The sequence below is a fragment of the Citrobacter sp. RHB21-C05 genome, assembly GCF_013889015.1.
Classification (GTDB): domain Bacteria; phylum Pseudomonadota; class Gammaproteobacteria; order Enterobacterales; family Enterobacteriaceae; genus Citrobacter_A; species Citrobacter_A sedlakii.
The window spans coordinates 1,264,711-1,287,597 of sequence record NZ_CP057611.1; the positions used below are offsets into that span (position 1 = coordinate 1,264,711).

Annotated in this window: 23 protein-coding genes; 14 read left to right on the forward strand and 9 right to left on the reverse strand. The window is 55.7% G+C overall.

Annotated features, from left to right (window positions below; genetic code table 11):
- The first annotated feature begins 8 nt into the window (after positions 1 to 8).
- The 3 genes from upp (at position 9) to HVX72_RS06050 (ending at position 2,815) form a co-directional block, all read left to right on the forward strand.
- Positions 9 to 635, forward strand: coding sequence for a uracil phosphoribosyltransferase (upp, locus tag HVX72_RS06040; protein WP_003037929.1), 627 nt, complete (start codon positions 9 to 11; stop codon positions 633 to 635).
- A gap of 94 nt (positions 636 to 729) precedes the next feature.
- Positions 730 to 2,019 (forward strand): uracil permease, encoded by a 1,290-nt coding sequence (gene uraA, locus HVX72_RS06045; RefSeq protein WP_060570515.1) that lies wholly within the window; start codon positions 730 to 732, stop codon positions 2,017 to 2,019.
- 94 nt (positions 2,020 to 2,113) lie between these two features.
- On the forward strand, positions 2,114 to 2,815 hold the full coding sequence (locus HVX72_RS06050; protein WP_211935781.1) for a DnaA inactivator Hda: 702 nt from the start codon (positions 2,114 to 2,116) through the stop codon (positions 2,813 to 2,815).
- Here HVX72_RS06050 and HVX72_RS06055 read toward each other — a convergent pair.
- From HVX72_RS06055 to bepA, 3 genes are all read right to left on the reverse strand, one after another.
- Complete coding sequence (locus HVX72_RS06055; RefSeq protein ID WP_181822765.1) at positions 2,805 to 3,728, reverse strand: Rpn family recombination-promoting nuclease/putative transposase; 924 nt, start codon at positions 3,726 to 3,728, stop codon at positions 2,805 to 2,807. The genes HVX72_RS06050 and HVX72_RS06055 overlap by 11 nt on opposite strands.
- A 157-nt stretch (positions 3,729 to 3,885) precedes the next feature.
- Positions 3,886 to 4,245, reverse strand: coding sequence for an arsenate reductase (glutaredoxin) (gene arsC / locus HVX72_RS06060; protein WP_042290924.1), 360 nt, complete (start codon positions 4,243 to 4,245; stop codon positions 3,886 to 3,888).
- A gap of 40 nt (positions 4,246 to 4,285) precedes the next feature.
- Positions 4,286 to 5,749 (reverse strand): beta-barrel assembly-enhancing protease, encoded by a 1,464-nt coding sequence (bepA, locus tag HVX72_RS06065; RefSeq protein WP_181822766.1) that lies wholly within the window; start codon positions 5,747 to 5,749, stop codon positions 4,286 to 4,288.
- Between the two features lie 223 nt (positions 5,750 to 5,972).
- Here bepA and HVX72_RS06070 point away from each other — a divergent pair, with 223 nt between their 5' ends.
- From HVX72_RS06070 to iadA, 4 genes are all read left to right on the forward strand, one after another.
- Positions 5,973 to 7,037, forward strand: a complete 1,065-nt coding sequence (locus tag HVX72_RS06070; protein WP_042290921.1) for an AI-2E family transporter — start codon at positions 5,973 to 5,975, stop codon at positions 7,035 to 7,037.
- A gap of 158 nt (positions 7,038 to 7,195) precedes the next feature.
- Positions 7,196 to 7,855, forward strand: a complete 660-nt coding sequence (locus HVX72_RS06075) for a nucleoside recognition domain-containing protein (protein ID WP_042290919.1) — start codon at positions 7,196 to 7,198, stop codon at positions 7,853 to 7,855.
- Position 7,856: 1 nt separating this feature from the next.
- Positions 7,857 to 8,318 (forward strand): YjiG family protein, encoded by a 462-nt coding sequence (locus HVX72_RS06080; protein WP_181822767.1) that lies wholly within the window; start codon positions 7,857 to 7,859, stop codon positions 8,316 to 8,318.
- A gap of 11 nt (positions 8,319 to 8,329) precedes the next feature.
- A complete protein-coding gene (gene iadA, locus HVX72_RS06085; RefSeq protein ID WP_060570529.1) occupies positions 8,330 to 9,493 on the forward strand; it encodes a beta-aspartyl-peptidase in 1,164 nt (387 codons plus the stop codon).
- Between the two features lie 48 nt (positions 9,494 to 9,541).
- Here the strand turns inward: iadA and bcp are convergent, their stop codons facing one another.
- Both bcp and HVX72_RS06095 read right to left on the reverse strand, forming a co-directional pair.
- Complete coding sequence (gene bcp / locus HVX72_RS06090; RefSeq protein WP_012906615.1) at positions 9,542 to 10,012, reverse strand: thioredoxin-dependent thiol peroxidase; 471 nt, start codon at positions 10,010 to 10,012, stop codon at positions 9,542 to 9,544.
- A complete protein-coding gene (locus HVX72_RS06095) occupies positions 10,012 to 10,584 on the reverse strand; it encodes a glycine cleavage system transcriptional repressor (RefSeq protein WP_042290914.1) in 573 nt (190 codons plus the stop codon). The genes bcp and HVX72_RS06095 overlap by 1 nt, the downstream gene beginning before the upstream one ends.
- A 145-nt stretch (positions 10,585 to 10,729) precedes the next feature.
- On the opposite strand from HVX72_RS06095, the gene dapA reads away from it, so the two are divergent.
- The 6 genes from dapA to ypfH all read left to right on the forward strand — a co-directional run bounded on the left by dapA (position 10,730) and on the right by ypfH (position 17,257).
- Positions 10,730 to 11,608, forward strand: coding sequence for a 4-hydroxy-tetrahydrodipicolinate synthase (gene dapA / locus HVX72_RS06100; RefSeq protein ID WP_181822768.1), 879 nt, complete (start codon positions 10,730 to 10,732; stop codon positions 11,606 to 11,608).
- A gap of 16 nt (positions 11,609 to 11,624) precedes the next feature.
- Entirely contained in the window at positions 11,625 to 12,659 is a 1,035-nt protein-coding gene (gene bamC / locus HVX72_RS06105; protein WP_042290912.1) for an outer membrane protein assembly factor BamC, read from the forward strand.
- 110 nt (positions 12,660 to 12,769) lie between these two features.
- Positions 12,770 to 13,483 carry a phosphoribosylaminoimidazolesuccinocarboxamide synthase gene (purC, locus tag HVX72_RS06110; RefSeq protein WP_042290911.1) on the forward strand — a complete coding sequence of 238 codons (714 nt, stop codon included), beginning with the start codon at positions 12,770 to 12,772 and terminating at the stop codon, positions 13,481 to 13,483.
- A 111-nt stretch (positions 13,484 to 13,594) separates the two neighbouring features.
- Complete coding sequence (locus HVX72_RS06115) at positions 13,595 to 14,461, forward strand: neutral zinc metallopeptidase (RefSeq protein ID WP_181822769.1); 867 nt, start codon at positions 13,595 to 13,597, stop codon at positions 14,459 to 14,461.
- Positions 14,462 to 14,475: 14 nt separating this feature from the next.
- Complete coding sequence (locus HVX72_RS06120) at positions 14,476 to 16,485, forward strand: GNAT family N-acetyltransferase (protein ID WP_181822770.1); 2,010 nt, start codon at positions 14,476 to 14,478, stop codon at positions 16,483 to 16,485.
- A 73-nt stretch (positions 16,486 to 16,558) separates the two neighbouring features.
- Positions 16,559 to 17,257, forward strand: coding sequence for an esterase (gene ypfH / locus HVX72_RS06125; protein WP_181822771.1), 699 nt, complete (start codon positions 16,559 to 16,561; stop codon positions 17,255 to 17,257).
- Positions 17,258 to 17,369: 112 nt separating this feature from the next.
- On the opposite strand, the gene HVX72_RS06130 is transcribed toward ypfH, so the two are convergent.
- From HVX72_RS06130 to HVX72_RS06140, 3 genes are read right to left on the reverse strand one after another with little or no spacing between them, the layout of a single operon-like run.
- Positions 17,370 to 17,570, reverse strand: a complete 201-nt coding sequence (locus HVX72_RS06130) for a YpfN family protein (protein ID WP_042290905.1) — start codon at positions 17,568 to 17,570, stop codon at positions 17,370 to 17,372.
- Positions 17,571 to 17,596: 26 nt separating this feature from the next.
- Positions 17,597 to 18,724 carry a succinyl-diaminopimelate desuccinylase gene (dapE, locus tag HVX72_RS06135; RefSeq protein WP_181822772.1) on the reverse strand — a complete coding sequence of 376 codons (1,128 nt, stop codon included), beginning with the start codon at positions 18,722 to 18,724 and terminating at the stop codon, positions 17,597 to 17,599.
- 3 nt (positions 18,725 to 18,727) lie between these two features.
- Positions 18,728 to 19,084: an ArsC family reductase gene (locus HVX72_RS06140; RefSeq protein ID WP_042290901.1), complete on the reverse strand. Its 357-nt coding sequence runs from the start codon at positions 19,082 to 19,084 to the stop codon at positions 18,728 to 18,730.
- Positions 19,085 to 19,478: 394 nt separating this feature from the next.
- On the opposite strand from HVX72_RS06140, the gene ypfM reads away from it, so the two are divergent.
- The gene (ypfM, locus tag HVX72_RS06145) at positions 19,479 to 19,538 is read left to right on the forward strand and encodes a protein YpfM (protein ID WP_181823247.1); all 60 of its coding nucleotides are present in this window, start codon (positions 19,479 to 19,481) and stop codon (positions 19,536 to 19,538) included.
- A 92-nt stretch (positions 19,539 to 19,630) separates the two neighbouring features.
- Here ypfM and acrD read toward each other — a convergent pair whose 3' ends face one another.
- On the reverse strand, positions 19,631 to 22,744 hold the full coding sequence (gene acrD / locus HVX72_RS06150) for a multidrug efflux RND transporter permease AcrD (RefSeq protein WP_060570538.1): 3,114 nt from the start codon (positions 22,742 to 22,744) through the stop codon (positions 19,631 to 19,633).
- Positions 22,745 to 22,887 lie beyond the last annotated feature (143 nt).

Below are 22,887 nucleotides of genomic sequence, written 5' to 3' on the forward strand. Positions count from 1 at the left end.
AGAAGAGTATGAAGATCGTGGAAGTCAAACACCCACTCGTCAAACACAAGCTGGGTCTGATGCGTGAAAACGACATCAGCACCAAACGCTTTCGTGAACTCGCCTCGGAAGTAGGCAGTCTGCTGACCTACGAAGCGACTGCGGGCCTGGAAACCGAAAAGGTGACCATTGAAGGCTGGAATGGCCCGGTTGAAGTCGACCAGATTAAAGGGAAAAAAATTACCGTCGTGCCTATCCTGCGCGCAGGTCTGGGGATGATGGAAGGGGTACTGGAAAACGTACCAAGCGCGCGTATCAGCGTGGTCGGGATGTACCGCAACGAAGAAACCCTGGAGCCGGTTCCTTATTTCCAGAAGCTGGTGTCCAACATCGACGAGCGTATGGCGCTGATCGTTGATCCGATGCTGGCGACCGGTGGTTCCGTTATCGCCACCATCGATCTGCTGAAAAAAGCCGGTTGCAGCAGCATCAAGGTGCTGGTGCTGGTTGCCGCGCCGGAAGGCATTGCCGCGCTGGAAAAAGCGCACCCGGACGTGGAACTGTACACCGCGTCGATCGACCAGGGATTGAACGAGCACGGATACATTATTCCGGGGCTTGGCGATGCCGGTGATAAGATCTTTGGGACGAAATAAGTGAATCATTAAATATCAGCCGACTTTAAGAGTCGGCTTTTTTTTGAATAAAACAACTCAACTGCTAATAACAAAACACACAGAGGAAAACACTATGACGCGCCGTGCTATCGGGGTAAGTGAAAGACCGCCGCTTTTACAGACAATCCCGCTTAGTTTGCAACACCTGTTCGCCATGTTTGGCGCAACCGTGCTGGTGCCCGTTCTGTTTCATATTAACCCGGCCACCGTTCTGCTGTTTAACGGCATCGGTACGCTGCTGTATTTGTTTATCTGTAAAGGGAAAATCCCGGCTTATTTAGGGTCGAGTTTTGCCTTTATCTCCCCGGTGCTGCTCCTGCTGCCGTTAGGCTATGAGGTGGCGCTGGGCGGCTTTATTATGTGCGGCGTGCTGTTCTGCCTGGTCTCTTTCATCGTGAAGAAGGCAGGCACTGGCTGGCTGGACGTGATGTTTCCTCCTGCTGCGATGGGCGCCATTGTTGCCGTTATCGGTCTGGAACTGGCGGGGGTCGCTGCTGGCATGGCCGGACTGCTGCCGGCGGAAGGTCAGTCCGCGGATGCGAAGACCATTATTATCTCCATGGTGACGCTGGCGGTGACCGTGTTCGGTTCTGTACTGTTCCGCGGCTTTATGGCGATTATCCCGATCCTCATTGGCGTGCTGGCGGGCTATGCGCTTTCCTTCGCGATGGGCGTTGTCGATACCACACCGATCGCCGAGGCGCACTGGTTTGCGCTGCCGACATTCTACACCCCGCGTTTCGAGTGGTTCGCTATTCTGACCATTCTGCCAGCGGCGCTGGTGGTGATTGCTGAACACGTCGGGCACCTGGTGGTTACGGCGAATATCGTTAAAAAAGATCTGGTACGCGATCCGGGTTTGCATCGCTCTATGTTCGCTAACGGTTTATCAACGGTGATCTCCGGCTTCTTCGGCTCTACACCGAACACCACCTACGGCGAAAATATTGGCGTCATGGCAATTACCCGCGTGTACAGCACCTGGGTGATTGGCGGCGCGGCGATCTTCGCTATCCTGCTCTCCTGCGTAGGCAAACTCGCAGCGGCTATCCAGATCATTCCGCTACCGGTGATGGGTGGGGTATCCCTGTTGCTGTATGGGGTGATCGGCGCGTCCGGTATCCGCGTGCTGATTGAATCGAAGGTGGATTACAACAAAGCGCAGAACCTGATCCTGACCTCCGTTATTCTGATCATTGGCGTCAGTGGCGCGAAGGTTCACATTGGCGCCGCTGAACTGAAAGGCATGGCGCTGGCCACCATCGTCGGGATTGGCCTGAGTCTGATCTTCAAGTTAATCTCAGTATTGCGTCCGGAAGAAGTGGTACTGGATGCGAAAGACGCGGATACGCCGCAGCAGTAACGCAGAAACCGGGCAGGGACGCTGCCCGGTTCTATCACAGCGGAATTCTGTGTTAAACTCATCGCGATTTAATGAAATCTGGGTTGAGGTATCTCTGAACACACCGGCACAGCTCTCCTTGCCACTTTATCTTCCTGACGACGAAACTTTCGCAAGTTTCTGGCCGGGGGATAACGCCTCTTTACTGGCCGCACTGCAAAACGTGTTGCGTCAGGAGCATAGCGGATACATTTATCTCTGGTCGCGTGAAGGCGCGGGCCGCAGTCATTTATTACATGCCGCCTGCGCGGAACTGTCGCAGCGCGGCGACGCGGTCGGCTATGTGCCGCTGGACAAGCGCACCTGGTTTGTTCCGGAAGTGCTCGACGGGATGGAACAGCTTTCGCTGGTCTGTATCGACAACATCGAATGTGTCGCCGGCGATGCGCTGTGGGAAATGGCGATTTTCGATCTCTACAACCGCATCCTCGAGTCTGGAAAAACGCGTCTGCTGATCACCGGCGATCGTCCGCCACGCCAGCTTAATCTCGGCTTGCCCGATCTGGCCTCGCGGCTGGACTGGGGGCAAATTTACAAGCTTCAGCCTCTGTCGGATGAAGACAAACTTCAGGCGCTCCAACTGCGCGCCCGGCTACGTGGCTTTGAGCTACCCGAAGACGTGGGGCGCTTTTTGCTTAAACGGCTGGATCGCGAAATGCGTACGCTGTTTATGACGCTGGACCAGCTCGATCATGCCTCGATTACCGCCCAGCGTAAGCTGACGATTCCGTTCGTCAAAGAGATCCTCAAGCTTTAACCGCAGACTGCTCTGGGTCTGTCTGATGTAATTCTGCTTCGCTGACGCCCGTCACGGTGAGAATGAGTGGCAGGTCGAGCCCGTTTTTCAGCATCTCTTTTGCGATACGTAACGCCGCGAGCTTTTGCCCTTTTTCCAGACCTTCTTCGAGTCCTTCGTTTCTCAGATATTCTGCCAGCGTCATAATTGTGTCCTTATATTCGGTTGGTTGGTTTGCCAGTGTCTGGAAAAAAGCGCGTTGATTTTCTACTTTTCCATTTTTTGATACGTAAAGCAATACTGTTTTAAGCTGCTCGTGGGTGATGTTGTTTTGATTGATTAATATTACTAGTTTATCTGTTAATTCATTTAAATCGCGCAAGCGAATATGTTTTTGCACTATTTCCAGAATCGCCATTCGTCGATGCTGCATAATTTCATCATCGGGTATGATGGTAATATCGACTAAAGGAAAGGCGTGATTATAGAAATTTTCAGCCAGCGACGGCAGCGCAAACGCATCCAGCCAGCGCATTGAGTATGGATAAGGGCTAACCAGACCGTGATAGAACAGAACCGGGATCACCAGCGGTAATGTGTCGTGTCCGGCGTCAAGGTGACGTTGCATGGCGGCAATGGCATAGCGCATCAGGCGAAACGCCATGTGCCGGTCGGGAGAGCTCTGATGTTCAATTAACGCGTAAATATAACCGTTACCTGCGCGCGTCTTTAATGAGTAAAGAATATCCGAATAATAGGCGCGCATCGTCTCCTCAATAAAACTGGCAGACTCCAGACGAAGCGTACTGAGGTCACAAAGTTTATGCAGCGCACGGGGTAAATGACTCTCCAAAAAATCACGCGCGGTTTCGGGATGGGATAAAAATTGTTTAAACACGGCATCATGCGGTGTCGAGGTGTTCTTTTTATTCATGGCATCCTTTTCCTTCTTTAATGAATAGTCCGCAATCTAGCAGAAAGAAAAATAAAGAAGAGAAAGAAGCGGCAAGGATGCGAGTAGCCTCGGAAAATTATTGAGAGCCAAATAATAGAAAAGCGCCGCAATCGATACTGAGGCGGCGCATGGGCGGTTAGCGGACGATGTCCAGCACCTGCTCTGGCGGTCGTCCGATTCGTGCCTGGCCATTCGCCACCACAATCGGGCGCTCCATCAGTTTGGGATTTTCTACCATCGCCTGAATCAGTTGCGCCTCCGTCAGATTGCTGTCTGCCAGATTGAGCGCTTTGTAGAGATCGTCTTTCTGGCGCATCAGTTCGCGGGCGCTGGTCATGCCCAGCATTTTCAGCAGTTGACGCAGTGTTGCCGCATCGGCGGGGGTGTCGAGATAAAGCACCACTTCCGGCTCCACGCCGTTGGACTGCAGCAGGCTCAGCGTTTCGCGACTCTTGGAACAACGCGGATTATGGTAGATTTTTACCGCTTCTGACATGACTTCTCCTTGTATCGCTATCCGGGCAAAGGACAGATAATTACATTTTGGTGTAAGGCTTAAAGCGTTCTTGCAGCTGACGCAACTGGTCGATACGGGCATCGTAACGCGCCTGCTGCTGGCTGCCCAGCTTCGCCTGTGAGCTGGCGCTGCTGAGTAATGAGATCGCCTGATCGAGACGGCCCGCGAGCGCGTAGCCTTCCGCGCGGGCCGCAAGCTCTTGATCGCGATGATTCAGCGCAGCTTGCGCCTGGGCAAGAAGATCCCAGCCATTGCTGTCGTCTTTATAATTAAACGTATAGCGGTTGAGGATCGTTGCGGCTTCCTGCGCCTGTCCACCCTGTAGCAGCGCGTTCGCGAGGTTAAGCTGCAGGACAGGGTTCACCCGCAAATCGCGCGCATTTTTCAGACGCGCGATCGCGTCATGGGTTTTCTTCTGTCCGAGGTCGATGTCGGTGGCCAGATCCAGATACCAGGCGTTCCCCGGCTCCGCCGATAACAGCGGCTGGAGCGCTTTGCGCGCTTCATCATATTTACTGCCTTCCATTGCCTGAAGCGCCCGGCCATATTGCGCGGCGCGCTGCTGGCGGACGTTGCCTTTCGCCAGTTCATCCAGCAGATCGCTGGTTAACTGGTTGCGTCCGGAATTATACATTCCCAGGGTGCGCACTTTCGCTAAATAGAACGCTTCCGATGATTGCACCACCACCGGACGCATCTGGTTTGCCCGGTTACGGGCGTCAGAAAGTCGGCTTTCCGGCAGGGGGTGGGTTAACAGGATTTCCGGCGGACGGGAGGAGTAGCGCGCCTGGTCGAGCAGTTTCTCCAGGAATGTCGGCATAGCTTGTGGATCGAACCCGGCACGCTGAAGCACCTGGATCCCTATACGGTCGGCTTCCTGTTCGTTCTGCTGGGTAAAGCTGATCATTCCCTGACGCGTGCCCGCCAGCGTCCCGGTGAGCGCCGCCATCCCCGCCTGCGGGCTGGCCATTGCTAACAATATGGAGCCCAGTGCGCCAACCCAGGTGAGCGGCGCGCTGCGTTTTTGATCTTCCATCGCCCGCGCCAGGTGGCGTTGGGTAACGTGGGAAATTTCGTGCGCCATGACCGAGGCGAGTTGGCTTTCATTATCAGAGTAGCGAAACAGCGCGGAGTGCAGCACGACGTTACCGCCGAAGAAGGCGAATGCGTTGATTTCGTCGTTATTAATCAAAAAGAAATGGAAGGGCGTTTTGACCGAGTCGGCATGGGAAACCAGGCGCATCCCGAGTCCGTTAATGTACTGAACCAACAACGGGTCGTTAATCAACGGCGCGCTGCCGCGCAGCTGGCGCACATAATAATCGCCCATCTGCAATTCCTGCCCGATGGAAAGGGTGCTTGCAGCCGACGTTCCCATGTCCGGCAATGAGTCCGCAGCGTCTGCGAACGCGGGCGCCGCCTGACCGAGGGGCAGTGCGGCAATGAGGGTAGCCACCAGGTTTTTCTTAAACTGCCTGAACATAACCTCTGTCCTGTTTTCTTTGAGATAGTCATTTGACCGATGCCGGGCAGTATCGTTCCCGCTCTGCCTGCAAGGGCAGTGTAGCGGTGAAACCGGCGGATGAATACCCTGCACAAACGACTTTTCAGTTTCCTGAATCAGTCATAAAAAGCGAAGTCTTTTTTGTGACATTTCGATACAATTCGGGATCGCAATCCCGCTAATGAGGTTCAGGGAAGGTTTTATGCTCGAAATGTTGATGCAATGGTATCGCCGTCGCTTTAGCGACCCGGAGGCGATTGCTTTGCTGGTGATCCTGGTTGCCGGGTTCGGTATCCTTTTCTTTTTTAGCGGATTACTGGCTCCGCTGCTGGTGTCTATCGTGCTGGCCTATTTACTCGAGTGGCCGACCGTCCGCCTGGAGAAGATCGGCTGTTCACGCCGCTGGGCGACGTCGATTGTGCTGGTACTGTTTGTAGGCATTTTACTGCTTATGGCGTTTGTGGTGATGCCGGTGGCCTGGCAGCAGGGGATATACCTGATCCGCGACATGCCCGGCATGTTGAATAAACTCTCTGATTTCGCCGCGACATTGCCGCGTCGTTATCCTGCGTTAATGGATGCGGGCATCATTGACGCCATGGCGGAAAACATGCGTACCCGCATGCTGACGATGGGCGATTCCGTAGTGAAATACTCACTGGCGTCTCTGGTTGGCCTGCTGACCCTGGCGGTTTATCTGGTGCTGGTGCCGCTGATGGTGTTTTTCCTGCTGAAGGACAAAGAGCAGATGCTGAATGCGGTGCGCCGGGTGCTTCCGCGCAACCGTGGGCTGGCGGGGCAGGTCTGGAAAGAGATGAATCAGCAAATCACCAACTACATCCGCGGTAAAGTGCTGGAAATGGTGGTGGTGGGTGTGGCGACCTGGCTGGGCTTCCTGCTGTTTGGCCTCAACTATTCGCTGCTGCTGGCGGTGCTGGTCGGCTTTTCGGTTCTTATCCCCTATATCGGCGCCTTCGTGGTGACGATCCCGGTAGTGGGCGTGGCGCTGTTTCAGTTTGGTCTAGGGACCGAGTTCTGGAGCTGTTTCGCGGTCTATTTGATCATCCAGGCGCTTGACGGCAACCTGCTGGTGCCGGTTTTGTTCTCTGAAGCGGTGAATCTGCACCCGTTGGTGATCATTCTCTCCGTGGTCATTTTTGGCGGCCTGTGGGGTTTCTGGGGCGTTTTCTTCGCGATTCCGTTAGCGACCTTAATTAAAGCCGTGGTCCATGCCTGGCCTGATGCGCAGCGCGTTGACGCAGCGTAACTCTTTTCATCCGGTAACGTTCTGTTACCGGATTGCTTCTCCCCTCTAAATGTTTTCTGAATATACCGCCACGCTGTCGTTTTTCGTCCTTTTTGTCTTTAACGTGACCCGGGTGATGAATTTTTGTCACGCATGGAAAAGACCGACAGGAGAAAAAAATGGGTCACAACACACACACGCAACAGAAACCGGGGTGGGGCGGTTATCTCGCCTTTTTCATTACGATTCTCTTTTTTTCAGGGATGTTTGCGAAAAGCACGGAATGGTGGCGGGTTTTCGATTTTACCGTGCTCAACGGCACGTTTGGTCAGATCAACGCGGCGGGAGATAAAGCCCTCTCGTTTCGCGGGATCGGTGGAACGGGAGCAAAAGACGGATTTCTTTTCGCCCTCGAACTCGCGCCGTCGGTCATTCTGTCGTTAGGGATTATTTCGGTGACGGAAGGGCTGGGTGGCCTGCGCGCCGCCCAACAGTTGATGACGCCCGTTCTGCGTCCTTTACTGGGGATTCCAGGGATTTGCTCGCTGGCGTTGATTGCGAACCTGCAAAATACCGACGCTGCGGCAGGGATGACTAAAGAAATGGCGGAAGAGGGGCTCATTACCGGGCAGGAGCGCGCGATTTTCGCCACCTGGCAAACCAGCGGTAGCGCCTGCATAACCAATTATTTTTCTTCTGGCGCAGCGCTGTTCACCATGATTACCGTGCCGGTCATTACCCCGCTGGCGGTGATACTGGTCTTTAAGTTTGTCGGCGCGAATCTGTTAAGGCTGTGGATATCGCTGCTGGAAAATCGTCGTCTGCAACGGGAGGCCTGAGATGAGCGCGCAGGTACGTAAAAATGTCATGGATATGTTTATCGACGGCGCGCGGCGCGGTTTTACCATCGCCACTACCAGCCTTCTTCCCAACGTGGTGATGGCGTTTGTCATTATCCAGGCGCTGACGGTGACAGGACTGCTTGATATCGTTGGCCGCGTCTGCGAGCCGGTGATGGCGCTCTGGGGCTTGCCAGGCGAGTCTGCCACCGTACTGCTGGCTGCGGTAATGAGCATGGGCGGTGGCGTAGGCGTTTGCGCGAGCCTGGTGGTGGCGGGATCGCTGACGGGGCATGACGCGACCGTCCTTTTACCTGCGATCTACCTGATGGGCAACCCGGTACAAAACGTCGGACGCTGTCTCGGGACAGCGGGTGTCGATCCGCGGTATTATCCGCACATCATCGCCGTGTGCGTGATTAACGCGCTGGTGTCGATCTGGGTCATGCAACTTGTTGTTTAACAAGGAAGGCTATGAACTGTTCAATTCTGAATCTGACGCTGTTTCAGCGTGGACATGTCTACGCCCCTGACGATCTTGGCGTACAGGATATTCTCGTCGCCAGCGGCAAAATCGTGGCGATTGCTCCCACTATCGCGCCGGGCGATTTTCCTGGCTGCCAGTGTATTGATCTGGCAGGCGCCGTTGTCTGCCCGGGTTTTATCGACCAGCATGTGCACCTGATTGGCGGCGGAGGCGAAGCGGGGCCTCATACCCGCACACCGGAAGTGCGTTTGTCGCGGCTGGTGGAGGCCGGGATCACGTCCGTAGTCGGGTTACTGGGGACTGATGGGATAACCCGCCATCCGGAGTCGCTCCTCGCGAAGACCCGCGCGCTGGAAACGGAAGGTATCAGCGCGTGGATGCTCACCGGCGCCTACTCGCTGCCCTCTCCGACCCTCACCGGCAGCGTCGATCGTGACGTGGCGCTGATCGATAAGGTCATTGGGGTGAAGTGCGCGATTTCCGATCACCGCTCGTCTGCCCCGGACGCCGCCGCGCTGGCCAATATGGCCGCACAGGCGCGCGTCGGCGGACTACTGGGGCAGAAAGCGGGCGTGAGCGTGTTTCATATGGGCAGTAGCCCCAGGATGCTCGAGCCGTTGTATGAGATCCTCGCGAATGCCGATGTGCCCATCACAAAACTCCTGCCAACACATGTTAACCGCGCCGAGTCGCTGTTCCATGCGGCGCTGGAATATGCGCACGACGGTGGCTATATCGACATCACCAGCAGCATTGATGAGCCTGTCGATCCCGCCACGGCGATCGTTACCGCGCTACAGAATGATGTTCCGTTGTCGCGTCTCACCCTCAGTTCAGACGGTAACGGCAGCCAGCCGGAGTTTGATGAAAACGGCAATCTGATCGGCATCGGCGTGGCGGGATTCGACTCGCTGGCACAGACGCTGCGCCAGTTAGTCACTATTCATCATCTGCCGCTGGAGCAGGCGTTGTGCCCGCTTACGCGTACGGTGGCCGAATTTCTGGGCCTTGCCCATAAAGGCCGGTTAGCGGTCGGATGCGACGCTGATATTCTGGTGTTTAATGAAGCGCTGGAAGTGACACATCTGTGGGCGAAAGGCAAAGTCATGGTGCGGGATAAAAAAGCGTGCGTAAAAGGCACGTTTGAGTAAAACGCGTGGCAGCCGGCCTACAAAAGATAGCCTGTAGGCCGGAAACGGTCAGGCGTTTTCTTTCAGCCAGTTCAGTACGACATCGTGGTGATTGCTGGTTTTGAAGTCGTCGAAAACGTGTTCAACTTTACCGTCTGCGTCGATCAAAAAGCTGATGCGGTGAATACCGTCATAGGTTTTCCCCATAAAGGATTTCTCACCCCAGACGCCAAACTGTTCGCAAACCTGGTGATCTTCGTCAGACAGCAGGGTAAAGTTCAGCAGTTCTTTTTCGGCAAAACGGGAAAGTTTTTCGGGTTTGTCGGTGCTGATACCCAGCACATCCACGCCCGCCTTTTTCAACTCATCCATGTTATCGCGTAGGCCGCAGGCCTGAACGGTACAGCCCGGCGTCATGGCTTTCGGATAGAAATAGACCAGAACACGCTGTCCCTGGAAGTCGGTCAAATTTACTTGTTCCCCGTCTTGATCCGGCAAGCTAAATTTCGGTGCGATGTCACCGGCTTTCAGTGGATTCATTACTTAACTCCATCCTGTTCATCATGTTGTGAATAATTAACAACGTTAATACTGCCTTGTGCATTGAGTTCTGTACATAGGGCTTTAAACGCCTGCTCGATATTTTCCGCATCGTGTGATGCCGGACTGTGCGCCGTAATCTGCACGTGCAACTGCGCAGGCGTTTCATTTTCAGCGGGTTGCGTGCGCGAAACCAGTTCCGCAATGTTCATTTGATGGCTATCAAACAGGGCTGTAAAACGCTCAATTAAATGAGGTGAATCCGGCACATCGACCTGAACCCATACTGTGGCGGGCATCGGCGGACGAGGACGGGCAGTGGTGCGCTTCATCACTATCAATAAATCCAGCTCTGCGCCTTTTAACGGCAAGGTCGATTCGATCAGGGTGATGGCATTCCAGCTACCGGACAGCAGCATGATAAACGTAAACTCCTCACCCAGCATGGCCAGTCGGCTGTCTTCAATATTGCAGCCACAACTGCTCACATGACGGGTGATCGTGTTCACAATTCCCGGGCGATCGGCACCCAGCGCAGTAATAACCAAATAATGTTGCGATGAAGGTGTCAAACCTGTTCTTCCTTTGATAGGTGGGGTAATCATAAGGAAAGCATAAAAAAAACCGGCATACAACAACCAGAAGGGCTCTGGTCACTTGCTTTTATTACCGTACCAAACGTACCATTGAGACACTTGTTTGCACAGAGGATGGCCCATGTTCACGGGAAGTATTGTCGCGCTTGTTACGCCGATGGATGAGAAAGGTAATGTCTGCCGGTCAAGCCTGAAAAAACTGATTGATTATCATGTCGCCAGCGGCACCTCGGCGATCGTTTCTGTGGGTACCACCGGCGAATCCGCTACGCTGAGCCATGATGAACATGGCGACGTGGTGATGATGACCCTGGAGTTAGCCGATGGCCGTATCCCGGTGATTGCCGGAACGGGCGCCAATGCGACCGCAGAAGCCATTAGTCTGACGCAGCGTTTCAATGACAGCGGAATTGTCGGCTGCCTGACGGTGACGCCGTATTATAACCGTCCGACGCAGGAAGGGTTGTTCCAGCATTTCAAAGCCATCGCGGAACATACTGACCTGCCACAAATTCTGTATAATGTGCCATCCCGTACCGGCTGCGATATGCTGCCGGAAACCGTAGGCCGTCTGGCGGAATTGAAAAATATTGTCGCCATTAAAGAGGCCACGGGGAACTTAAGTCGCGTTCATCAGATCAAAGAGCGGGTTTCTGACGATTTTCTGCTGCTTAGCGGCGACGATGCGACCGCGATGGACTTTATGCAGTTAGGCGGTCATGGCGTAATCTCCGTTACCTCTAACGTCGCCGCGCGCGACATGGCGGAAATGTGCAAGCTGGCGGCGGAAGGGCGTTTTGCCGAGGCGCGGGCGATCAACCAGCGTCTGATGCCGTTACATAACAAACTGTTTGTCGAACCCAACCCGATCCCAGTGAAATGGGCATGTAAGGCGTTGGGCCTTGTGGCGACCGATACGCTGCGCCTGCCAATGACGCCGATCACGGACAAAGGTCGTGACATCGTCGAAGCGGCGCTTAAGCACGCCGGTTTGCTGTAAAGTTTAGGGAGATTTGATGGCTTACTCAGTACAAAAGTCGCGCCTGGCCAGGGTTGCGGGTGTTTCGCTTGTTTTGCTGCTCGCTGCCTGTAGTTCTGATTCGCGCTACAAGCGCCAGGTGAGCGGTGATGAATCCTATCTGGATGCCGCGCCGCTTGCTGAACTCCATGCTCCAGCAGGTATGATTCTGCCGGTGACCACGGGTGACTATAACATTCCGGTGACCAACGGCAGCGGCGCTGTCGGTAAAGCGCTGGACATCCGTCCGCCTGCTCAGCCGCTGGCGCTGGTTAGCGGGGCGCGTACCCAGTTTGCTGGCGATACCGCAACGCTGCTGGTGGAAAACGGACGCGGTAATACGCTGTGGCCGCAGGTCGTTAGCGTGATTCAGTCTAAAAACTACACGATTGAAAAGCGTGACGACGCCAGCCAGACCCTGACAACCGACTGGGTTGAATGGAACCGTCTTGATGAAGACCAGCAGTACCGTGGCCGTTATCAGATTTCGGTGAAACCGCAGGGCTATCAGCAGGCGGTGATGGTGAAACTGGTTAACCTGGAACAGGCGGGTAAGCCGGTTGCTGACGCCGCTTCACTGCAACGTTACAGCGCGGAAATGATGAACGTTATTTCCGCGGGTCTTGATAAGACCGCGAATGACGCCGCGAACGCCGCGCAGAACCGCTCCGCCGCTACTATGGATGTGCAGAGCGCCGCGGATGAGACCGGTTTACCGATGCTGGTCGTGCGTGGTCCGTTCAACGTCGTCTGGCAGCGTCTGCCCGCCGCGCTGGAGAAGGCAGGCATGAAGGTAACCGACAGCACCCGCTCTCAGGGCAGCATGGCGGTGACGTACAAACCGCTGTCTGATAGCGACTGGCGTGAGCTGGGCGCAAGCGATCCTGGCCTGGCGTCCGGCGACTATAAGCTGCAGGTCGGTGACTTAGACAACCGCAGCAGCATGCAGTTTATCGATCCGAAGGGGCATACCCTGACGCAGAGCCAGAACGACGCGCTGGTGGCCGTCTTCCAGGCAGCGTTTAGCAAGTAAAAATACAGGGCTGGAGAAATCCGGCCCTTTTTATTTTCGTGCTACGCAAACGTGTGCGTGGCATAATGTTTCCCGTTTCGACTACAAATTCACACCCAGGAGTATTGAAGATGCAAAAGCAAGCTGAGTTGTATCGTGGTAAAGCGAAGACCGTATACAGCACGGAAAACCCGGATCTGTTGGTGCTCGAATTCCGCAATGATACGTCAGCAGGGGATGGCGCGCGCATTGAACAGTTTGATCGTAAGGGCATGGTGAACAACAAGTTCAACCACTTTATCATGACCAAACTGGCAGAGGCCGGTATCCCGACGCAAATGGAGCGCCTGCTCTCAGACACCGAATGTCTGGTAAAAAAACTGGATATGGTGCCGGTAGAGTGCGTGGTGCGTAACCGTGCTGCTGGCTCTCTGGTCAAACGCCTGGGTATTGAAGAAGGCATCGAACTGAATCCGCCACTGTTCGATCTGTTTCTGAAAAATGATGCGATGCACGATCCGATGGTGAACGATTCTTACTGCGAAACCTTCGGCTGGGTGAGCAAAGAGAACCTGGCGCGCATGAAAGAGTTGACCTACAAAGCCAATGACGTGCTGAAGAAGTTGTTTGATGACGCAGGTCTGATCCTTGTCGACTTCAAGCTGGAGTTTGGTCTGTACAAAGGTGAAGTGGTGCTCGGTGATGAATTCTCGCCGGACGGCAGCCGTCTGTGGGATAAAGAGACCCTCGACAAGATGGACAAGGACCGTTTCCGTCAGAGCCTGGGCGGCCTGATTGAAGCCTACGAAACCGTTGCGCGTCGTCTGGGCGTGAATCTCGACTAACAGACCCGGCGGGCCGGGACTTTTTCTCCGGCTCGCTTGCGCTTTCCAGTGGTAATCTTGTGCTGAACCGCCTACGATCATCATCATAATGAATAGAGAGATGAGGTGATTATGCGCTGGCAAGGGCGACGTGAAAGTGACAATGTGGAAGACCGACGCAGCCGTTCTGGCGGCGGCCCGTCTCTGGGCGGTCCGGGTTTTCGTTTGCCGAGCGGAAAAGGCGGTCTGGTTCTGCTGATTGTCGTTCTGGTCGCAGGCTATTATGGGGTCGACCTGACGGGCTTAATGACCGGGCAGCCGGTTTCGCAGCAACAATCTTCACGCTCCATCAGTCCAAACGACGATGAAGCGGCCAAGTTTACCTCCGTGATTCTGGCGACAACGGAAGACACCTGGGGGCAGCAGTTTGAAAAAATGGGGCGTACCTACCAGCAGCCTAAGCTGGTGATGTACCGCGGCGCTACGCGCACCGGATGCGGCACCGGGCAGTCCATTATGGGTCCGTTCTACTGTCCGGCGGACGGTACGGTCTATATCGATCTTTCCTTCTATGACGAAATGAAAAACAAGCTGGGCGCGGACGGCGATTTCGCCCAGGGCTACGTTATTGCGCACGAAGTCGGTCACCATATCCAGAAACTGTTAGGCATTGAGCCAAAAGTTCGCCAGCTGCAGCAAAATGCCTCGCAGGCGGAAGTTAACCGTCTTTCCGTGAGAATGGAACTGCAGGCTGACTGCTTTGCGGGCGTCTGGGGTCACAACATGCAGCAGCAGGGCGTACTGGAGGCTGGCGATTTGCAAGAAGCGCTGAATGCCGCCGAAGCCATTGGCGACGATCGTCTGCAGCAACAAAGCCAGGGACGCGTGGTACCGGACAGCTTCACTCACGGCACGTCTGAACAGCGCTACACCTGGTTTAAACGCGGCTTCGACAGCGGCGATCCGGCGCAGTGTAATACCTTCGGCAAAGCGCTCTGATTGCAGAGGCAGGGATGTCCGACGTTATGACGCTGAATGCGCTCACCGCGCAGCTGGCGCGCGAGGGGATCCGCCGCCTGCTGGTGCTGAGCGGCGAGAATGACTGGTGCCGGGAACAGGCGTTGCGCCTGCGGGCACAGCTTCCCGGCGACTGGCTCTGGGTTTCGGACGATGCACCCTCGGCGCCCTGCTGTTCGCCGCAGGCGCTGCAAACCCTGCTGGGTCGAGAATTTCGTCATGCGGTTTTTGATGCGCGTCATGGGTTGGATGCGGCGGCGTTCGCAGCCTTAAGCGGTACGCTGCGCGCGGGAAGCTGGCTGGTCCTGTTGGTTCCGCCGCTGGCGCGTTGGTCCACGCAACCGGATGCGGATTCGCTTCGCTGGAGCGACTGCGCTCAGCCCATCCCGACGCCCAATTTTGTTCGCCATTTCTGCCATGTCCTCCTCTCTGACGGGGAGACGCTATGCTGGCAGCAACATCAGCCGTTTACCGTCCCGCATTTTCCGCAGCGTCCTGCGTGGCAGCCTGCCAGCGGTGAGCCGTTGCCGGAACAAGCCGCCCTTCTGGCGAAACTGTCAACGATGCCGGAAGGCATTGCCGCCGCGATCGCCGCCCGCGGTCGCGGCAAGTCCGCCCTGGCGGGCCAGCTGATTGCGCGTATTGCCGGGACGGCGATCGTCACCGCGCCTGCGAAAGCGGCAACGGACGTGCTGGCGCAGTTTGCTGGCGATAAATTCTGCTTTTACTCACCGGATGCGCTGCTGGCAGCCGACGTACGCGCCGACTGGCTGATCGTAGACGAAGCGGCCGCGATCCCCGCGCCGCTCCTGCACCGCCTTGTATCGCGTTTCCCCCGCGTCTTACTGACCACCACCGTTCAGGGCTACGAAGGCACCGGACGCGGATTTTTGCTTAAGTTTTGCGCCCGTTTTCCGACGCTTCAACGCTTCGAACTCCAGCACCCCGTTCGCTGGGCCAAAGGGTGCCCGCTGGAGAAAACCGTCAGCGACGCGCTGGTATTTGACGATGACGATTTTGCCACTTTGCCGCAGGGTGACGTAACCATCACCCCTTTTGAGCAAAAAAGCTGGCGAACGCGCCCGGCGCTACCGCTGGCGGCTTACCGGCTACTTTCCGGCGCGCACTATCGCACCTCGCCGTTGGACCTGCGCCGGATGATGGATGCGCCGGGGCAGCATTTTTTTCAGGCAAACTGCGCCGGACAAACCGTTGGCGCGCTATGGCTGGTGGATGAAGGCGGGCTGAGCGGTGAACTCAGCCAGGCCGTCTGGGCGGGTTACCGTCGGCCTCGCGGAAATCTCGTGGCGCAGTCGCTGGCGGCGCACGGCGGCGATCCGCTGGCCGCCACGCTGACCGGTCGTCGTGTCAGCCGGATAGCCATTCATCCCGGTCGGCAGGGGGAGGGTATTGGTCAGCAACTGATTGCCCAGGCCCATGATGCCCCCTGTGACTACCTTTCCGTTAGCTTTGGCTACACGCCGCTGCTTTGGCGTTTCTGGCAGCGCTGCGGCTTCATTCTGGTCCGCATGGGGAATCACAAAGAAGCCAGCAGCGGCTATTACGCCGCGATGGCGATACTGCCGTTAACGGCGGCTGGAAAACGACTCGCGAATGAGGAACATGGGCGTTTACGCCGCGATGCGGAAGTCCTTAGTCAATGGAATGGCGAGACGATTCCGGTAGACCCCCTCAAAACGTCTACGCTTAATGAAGATGACTGGCGCGCCCTGTCTGGTTTTGCCTTTGCTCACCGGCCATTGCTCACCTCGCTTGGCTGTCTGAACCGCCTGTTGGCCTCCTGTACGCTGCCACTCCCGGCGCTGCGGGGCGGCATACAGGATCGACATAGTGACGCGCAGCTGTGCGGCGCACTGAGGCTTTCGGGGCGCAAAGCGTTATTGAGGCAACAACGGGACGAGGCGGCGCAGGCGCTTGCCGCGTTAGATGATGAACGTTGCCGGCAGTACCGCGATCGCATTGTGCAATGGCAATTTTTTCACTAACTCCTTCAATTTTCTGGCATGGTCATTGCGATTGGGGGGCGTAGAATTGACACCCTAAGCTAAGGAGAATGCCATGAAACATGATCATTTTGTTGTTCAACGTCCGGGTAAACCTGCGCAGCAGCTGTTGCTCCTGTTTCATGGCGTTGGAGATAATCCGGTCGCAATGGGCGAGATCGGCTCATGGTTTGCACCCGTCTTTCCGGACGCGCTGGTGGTGAGCGTGGGCGGCATCGAGCCGAGCGGCACAGCGTCGGGACGGCAATGGTTCTCGGTGGACGGGGTGACCGAGGAAAATCGCCAGGCGCGGATAAATGCCGTGATGCCTGCCTTTATTGACATTGTGCGCGAGTGGCAACAGCAGAGCGGCGTCGGAGCTAACGCCACGGCGCTGATCGGTTTTTCGCAGGGGGCGATCATGGCGCTTGAAAGCATCAAGGCTGAGCCAGGCCTGGCTTCCCGCGTGATTGCGTTCAATGGCCGCTACGCCAGCTTGCCGGAAACGGCCACCACCGCGACGACTATCCATCTGATTCATGGCGGTGAAGATCGGGTAATTGAGCTTTCCCATGCGGTGGCGGCGCAAGACGCGCTGCAACGTGCGGGCGGCGACGTGACGCTGGATATCGTGGACGATCTGGGACATGCGATAGACGATCGCAGCATGCAGTTTGCGCTCGACCATTTACGCTACACCGTGCCGAAGCACTATTTTGATGAAGCACTCAGCGGCGGGACGCCAAAGGATGACGATATCATCGAGATGATGTAAGTCGGAAGCATAGTCAGGAACGGAAAAAAGCGAAATGATGTTTTCCGCCTGGGCGATGAAATGGCCGGAAGGCAACGTCGCCTTTTCCGGCCCCTTTCAGTCCGTAATGGGGTTATTTCTTCGGTTGGTCTTTCTTCGGCCAGTCGTCCTCATCATCCCACTTATCGTTGAAATCACGATGCGGGGGAAGCTCCGGCTTGTTGGCGAGAAATTTTTTATGGTCGACGCGCTTGAGATCTTTTATCACGTTCAGCAGTACGCCTACCAGAAACACCAGTACCAGAATCCACCAATATTTAGCCAGCCAGTCCATGCGCTTTACCTCTTAACGGAACATCGTCAGGCGACGAGTTGTTCCATGATACGTTGATACATACGGGCAAGCAGTTGCAGATCGGCGGCGTTTACACATTCATTGATTTTATGAATCGTGGCATTCACCGGGCCGAGCTCCACCACCTGCGCCCCCATGCGGGCAATAAATCGTCCGTCGGATGTCCCGCCCGTGGTCAGTAACTGCGGTTTAATTTCATTATAGTGCTCAATGGCATTCACCACCGCATCCACCAGCTTCCCGCGTGCCGTCAGGAACGGCTGGCCGGAGAGCCACCAGTCGACGGTATAACGCAACTGATGTTTGTCCAGCAGGGTATGAACCCGCTCTTTGATCATCTCATCGGTCAGCTCAGTGCTGAAGCGGAAGTTAAACTGCACAAACAGCTCGCCGGGGATCACATTGTTGCTGCCGGTTCCCGCCTGGATATTGGCGATCTGCATACTGGTGGCCGGGAAGAAATCATTGCCCCGATCCCATTCAATGCCCACCAGTTCGTTGAGCATCGGCGCGGCGCGGTGCACCGGGTTATCCGCCAGATGCGGATAGGCCACGTGTCCTTGCACGCCATGAATCGTCAGGTTACAGGTCAGAGAACCGCGGCGGCCGTTTTTGACGACGTCGCCTACCACTTCGGTGCTCGACGGCTCGCCCACCAGACAATAGTCGAGGCGCTCATTGCGCGCCATCAGCGCTTCCACCACCTTGACGGTGCCGTTCTTCGCGCTGGCTTCTTCATCGGAGGTGATCAGAAACGCCAGGCGTCCTTTGTGGTTGGGATGCTGCGCAACGAAACGTTCTGCCGCCACCACCATCGCCGCCAGCGAACCTTTCATATCCGCCGCGCCGCGACCAAACAACATGCCGTCACGAATTGTCGGTTCGAAAGGCGGGTTGATCCAGCGGTCGGCTTCACCCGCAGGCACCACATCGGTGTGACCGGCAAACGCTAACGTCTCGCCCTGACCGCGCCATGCCCAAAAATTCTGTGTATCCGCAAAATCCATACGCTCAACGGTAAAACCGATGGCGCGCAGGCGTTCAATCATCAACGCCTGACATCCCGCATCGTCCGGGCTAAGGGAAGGGCGGCGAATAAGCTGCTGTGTCAGCTCAATAACCGGGCACGACATAGACTACACCTCGTCAAAAAACTGCTGATAACTGGATTCACTAAAACCCAGCAGCATAGGCTTCCCGGGCGCGCAGAGCAATGGGCGTTTGATGATTGCCGGCATTTCCAGCATTAACGCGGTGGCTGCTGCGGCATCGGTAATGGCATTGCGTGTGGCTTCATCGAGTTTTCGCCAGGTGGTGCCGCGAGTATTCAACAACGCTTCCCAGCCCAGTTCTTCGATAAACGTAGTAAGTAGCGCGGGATCCAGGCCGTCTACGCGGTAGTCATGAAAGCGATAATCCCGGTTTTGCGCCTCCAGCCAGCGGCGGGCTTTTTTAATGGTATCGCAGTTTTTGATGCCGTAAAGGGTAATCATTTGCATCCTTATTATCGTAAACTGATTTTTTAATCAGTAATACTGTTGTGACTGATAATATGATTTGTCATGTAATGGTGATCAGAAAATATATCATTGTTGAAGGAGTGTGAATAATAATTCTCCTGATCTGCGCCGGATCGATGTTTATCGCGATTCGGAATTTACCTCTTGCATCCGGCTGTTTTTTAATCAAAATAAACGCTGCCGATAATAAGGTATGATTGTTTCAAAATATTGCAGTAAGTCACATAAAATTTATGGGTTCAGCGCCATGATGTTTACATCACTTCACGGTCTCCCCGGAGGATGTAATCGCAGCAATCGGCTAATTTAACTTCACCCGGCGTGAAGGTGTTTTGTAGAATACCCATAATAAGAAGCAGAGGTCGTTATGATTGAACGTGAACTGGGGAAGTGGAAAGACTTTATCGAAGTTATGCTTCGTAAATAAAATTCTGGAAAGGCATCCAAATAACAGAACAGATCGTGTGAGACGCATCACACTGAAAAGGCGACCCGTTGGCAGGTCGCCTTTTTGTTTGTTTATTCCGGACGCGGCTTCAACGGGAAGCGTCGGCGCACCAGCACGAAAAACAGCGGTACGAAGTAGATAGCCAGAATTGTCGCCGAGATCATCCCGCCCATCACGCCGGTACCGACCGCATGCTGACCCCCCGAGCCTGCGCCGTTGCTGATCGCCATCGGCAGTACGCCGAAGATAAAGGCCAGCGAGGTCATCAGGATAGGTCGCAAGCGCTGGCGACAGGCATGCAGCGTGGCCTCCAGCAGATCGTGGCCTTTTTCGTTCATCTCATTGGCGAATTCCACAATAAGAATGGCGTTTTTCGCTGACAAACCAATCACCGTCAACAGTCCTACCTGGAAATAGACATCGTTTTCCAGACCGCGCATCCAGGTGGCGAGCAGGGCGCCAATCACCCCCAGCGGCACCACCAGCATCACCGAGAACGGCACAGACCAGCTTTCATACAGCGCCGCCAGGCACAGGAATACCACCAGCAGCGAAATGGCGTAAAGGGCGGGCGCTTGTGCGCCGGACAGCCGTTCCTGATACGACATCGCGGTCCACTCAAGCCCAAATCCGGTTGGAAGCTGGCGTACCAGCGACTCCATCACGTCCATCGCCGTACCGGTGCTGACGCCAGGCGCCGCCTCGCCGACGATTTCAACGGCGGAGTAGCCATTATAGCGCTCCAGTCGCGGCGAGCCCGTTTCCCAGCGCGAGGTGGCGAAGGCCGAGAAGGGAACCATGCCGCCGCTGTTGTTGCGCACGTACCACAGATTGATGTCTTCCGGCAGCATACGGTATTTCGCCGCCGCCTGAACATACACCTTTTTTACGCGCCCGCGGTCCATAAAGTCGTTGACGTAGCTCGACCCCCAGGCCGTTTGTAACGTATCGTTGATGTCATCAATAGAGACGCCTAGCGCCTGAGCTTTGCGCTGGTCGATATCGATCTGCAACTGCGGGCTGTCGTCCAGACCGTTGTGGCGTACGCGAGTCAACTGGTTGTCGTTCGCCGCAAGCCGCAACAACTGGTCGCGCGCGGCCATCAGGGCATCGTGACCGGCCCCGGCGTGATCCTGCAACTCCATGTCGAAACCCGCAGAGCTGCCCAGGCCGCTGATAGCCGGCGGGCTGCTGGCAAACACCCGCGCCTCTTTAATCTGGTTAAACGCTTTGGTCGCGCGCTCGATAATGGCAAACGATGTGCCGGTGGTGGTGTTGCGCTCGTCCCAGTCTTTTAAACGAATAAACATTCGCGCCACGTTCTGGCCGTTGCCGCCGGGGCCGGAGCCGACGGTGGCAAACACGGACTGGACGTTCTCTTTTTCGTGGGTAAAGAAGTATTTTTCGACCTGCTGTACCACTTTCAGGGTTTGTTGCTGCGTAGAACCGCTCGGCAACTGCACCGAGGTGATGAACATCCCACGATCCTCGAGCGGCAGGAAGGAGGTCGGCAGACGCAGAAACAGCACCACCATTCCCCCGAGCAGCAGCACGTAAATCAACATCCAGCGCAGGCTGCGGTGAAGGATCTTCGCCACGCCTTTTTCGTAGCGCTCGGCGTTACGGTTAAAGGTGCGGTTAAACCAGCCGAAGAAGCCAGTCTGCCCGTGATGCTCCCCTTTATGCAGCGGTTTTAGCAGCGTGGCGCACAGGGCAGGGGTGAGGATCATCGCCACCAGCACCGACAGCACCATCGCCGCGACAATCGTAATGGAGAACTGGCGGTAGATCGCCCCGGTCGTGCCGCCGAAGAATGCCATTGGCACAAATACCGCCGAGAGCACCATCGCGATACCGACCAGCGCCCCCTGAATTTGTCCCATCGACTTACGCGTCGCTTCGCGCGGGGAAAGTCCCTCTTCGCTCATGATGCGTTCGACGTTCTCCACCACCACAATGGCATCATCGACCAGCAGGCCGATAGCCAGCACCATCGCGAACATCGTCAGGGTGTTGATACTGTAGCCAAAGGCGTAAAGTACCGAGAAGGTCCCCATCAACACCACCGGTACGGCGATAGTGGGGATCAGTGTGGCGCGGAAATTTTGCAGGAACAGATACATCACGAGGAACACCAGCGCGATGGCCTCCAGCAGCGTTTTCACTACATCTTCGATTGAGGCCTTCACGAAGGAGGTGGTTTCATAGGCGACCTTGTATTCCAGCCCGTGCGGAAAATACTGCGCCAGTTCATCCAGCCGCGCGAGCACCTGGGTCGCTGTCGCCATTTCATTCGCGCCAGAGGCCAGTTTTACCCCCAGCCCGGAGGCCGCATGGCCGTTAAAGCGGCTGAGATAATCATACTTTTCCGCCCCCATTTCGACGGTGGCGACGTCTCCCAGCGTCACTTCCGAGCCATCCTGATTCACCCGCAGCGTAATGGCGCGGAACTGTTCAGGGGTTTGCAGTAGCGACTGAGCGTTAATGGTGGCGTTCAGCGCCTGAGTATCAATGGAAGGCGTACCGCCGAGCTGACCCACCGCAATCTGCGCGTTTTGCGATTCAATGGCGTCGGTCACATCTTTCGCGGTCATCTGGTAGCTGTTGAGTTTGGCGGGATCCAGCCAGATACGCATTGAATATGGCGAACCGTAAGCATCAATATCGCCCACGCCGTTAACCCGGCTTAGCGGGTCCTGGATATTACTGGCGACGTAGTCCGCGATGTCCTGCTTATCCATTGAGCCGTCGGTGGAGACGAAGGCGATAGTCAGAATGTTGGTGTCCCCGGTTTTACGCACGGTTACGCCCTGATTCTGCACTGCCTGCGGCAGCTTACGCATGGCCGACTGCAGCTGGTTTTGCACCTGCTGAACCGCCTCATCCGGATCGGTTCCGGCGACAAAGCTCAGCGTCACCGAGGCCTGGCCGGTTCCGCTGCTTTGTGATGACATGTACATCAAATTGTCGAGGCCGGTCATGTTCTGCTCAATGACCTGGGTAACGGTGTTCTCAAGCGTTTGCGCGGATGCGCCCGGATAGTTAGCGGTGATGCGCACGTTAGGCGGCGCAAGGTCCGGATACTGCTCAATAGGCAAAGAAAAAATAGCCAGGGTTCCTGTCAGGCACAACAGGATAGCCAGCACCCAGGCAAAAATGGGGCGATCGATAAAGAAATTCGCCATCAGAAAGAGAACCTCATTTTTCTTGATAACTTATCGGTGTGATGTGCTTCACTGTAGCGGCAAGGCACAAACCAAACGTGGAGAAAAAAAGGAGATAATGTAAATTATCATGCCTCTTTGCGGCGTTTGTCAGCTTCCTGCGC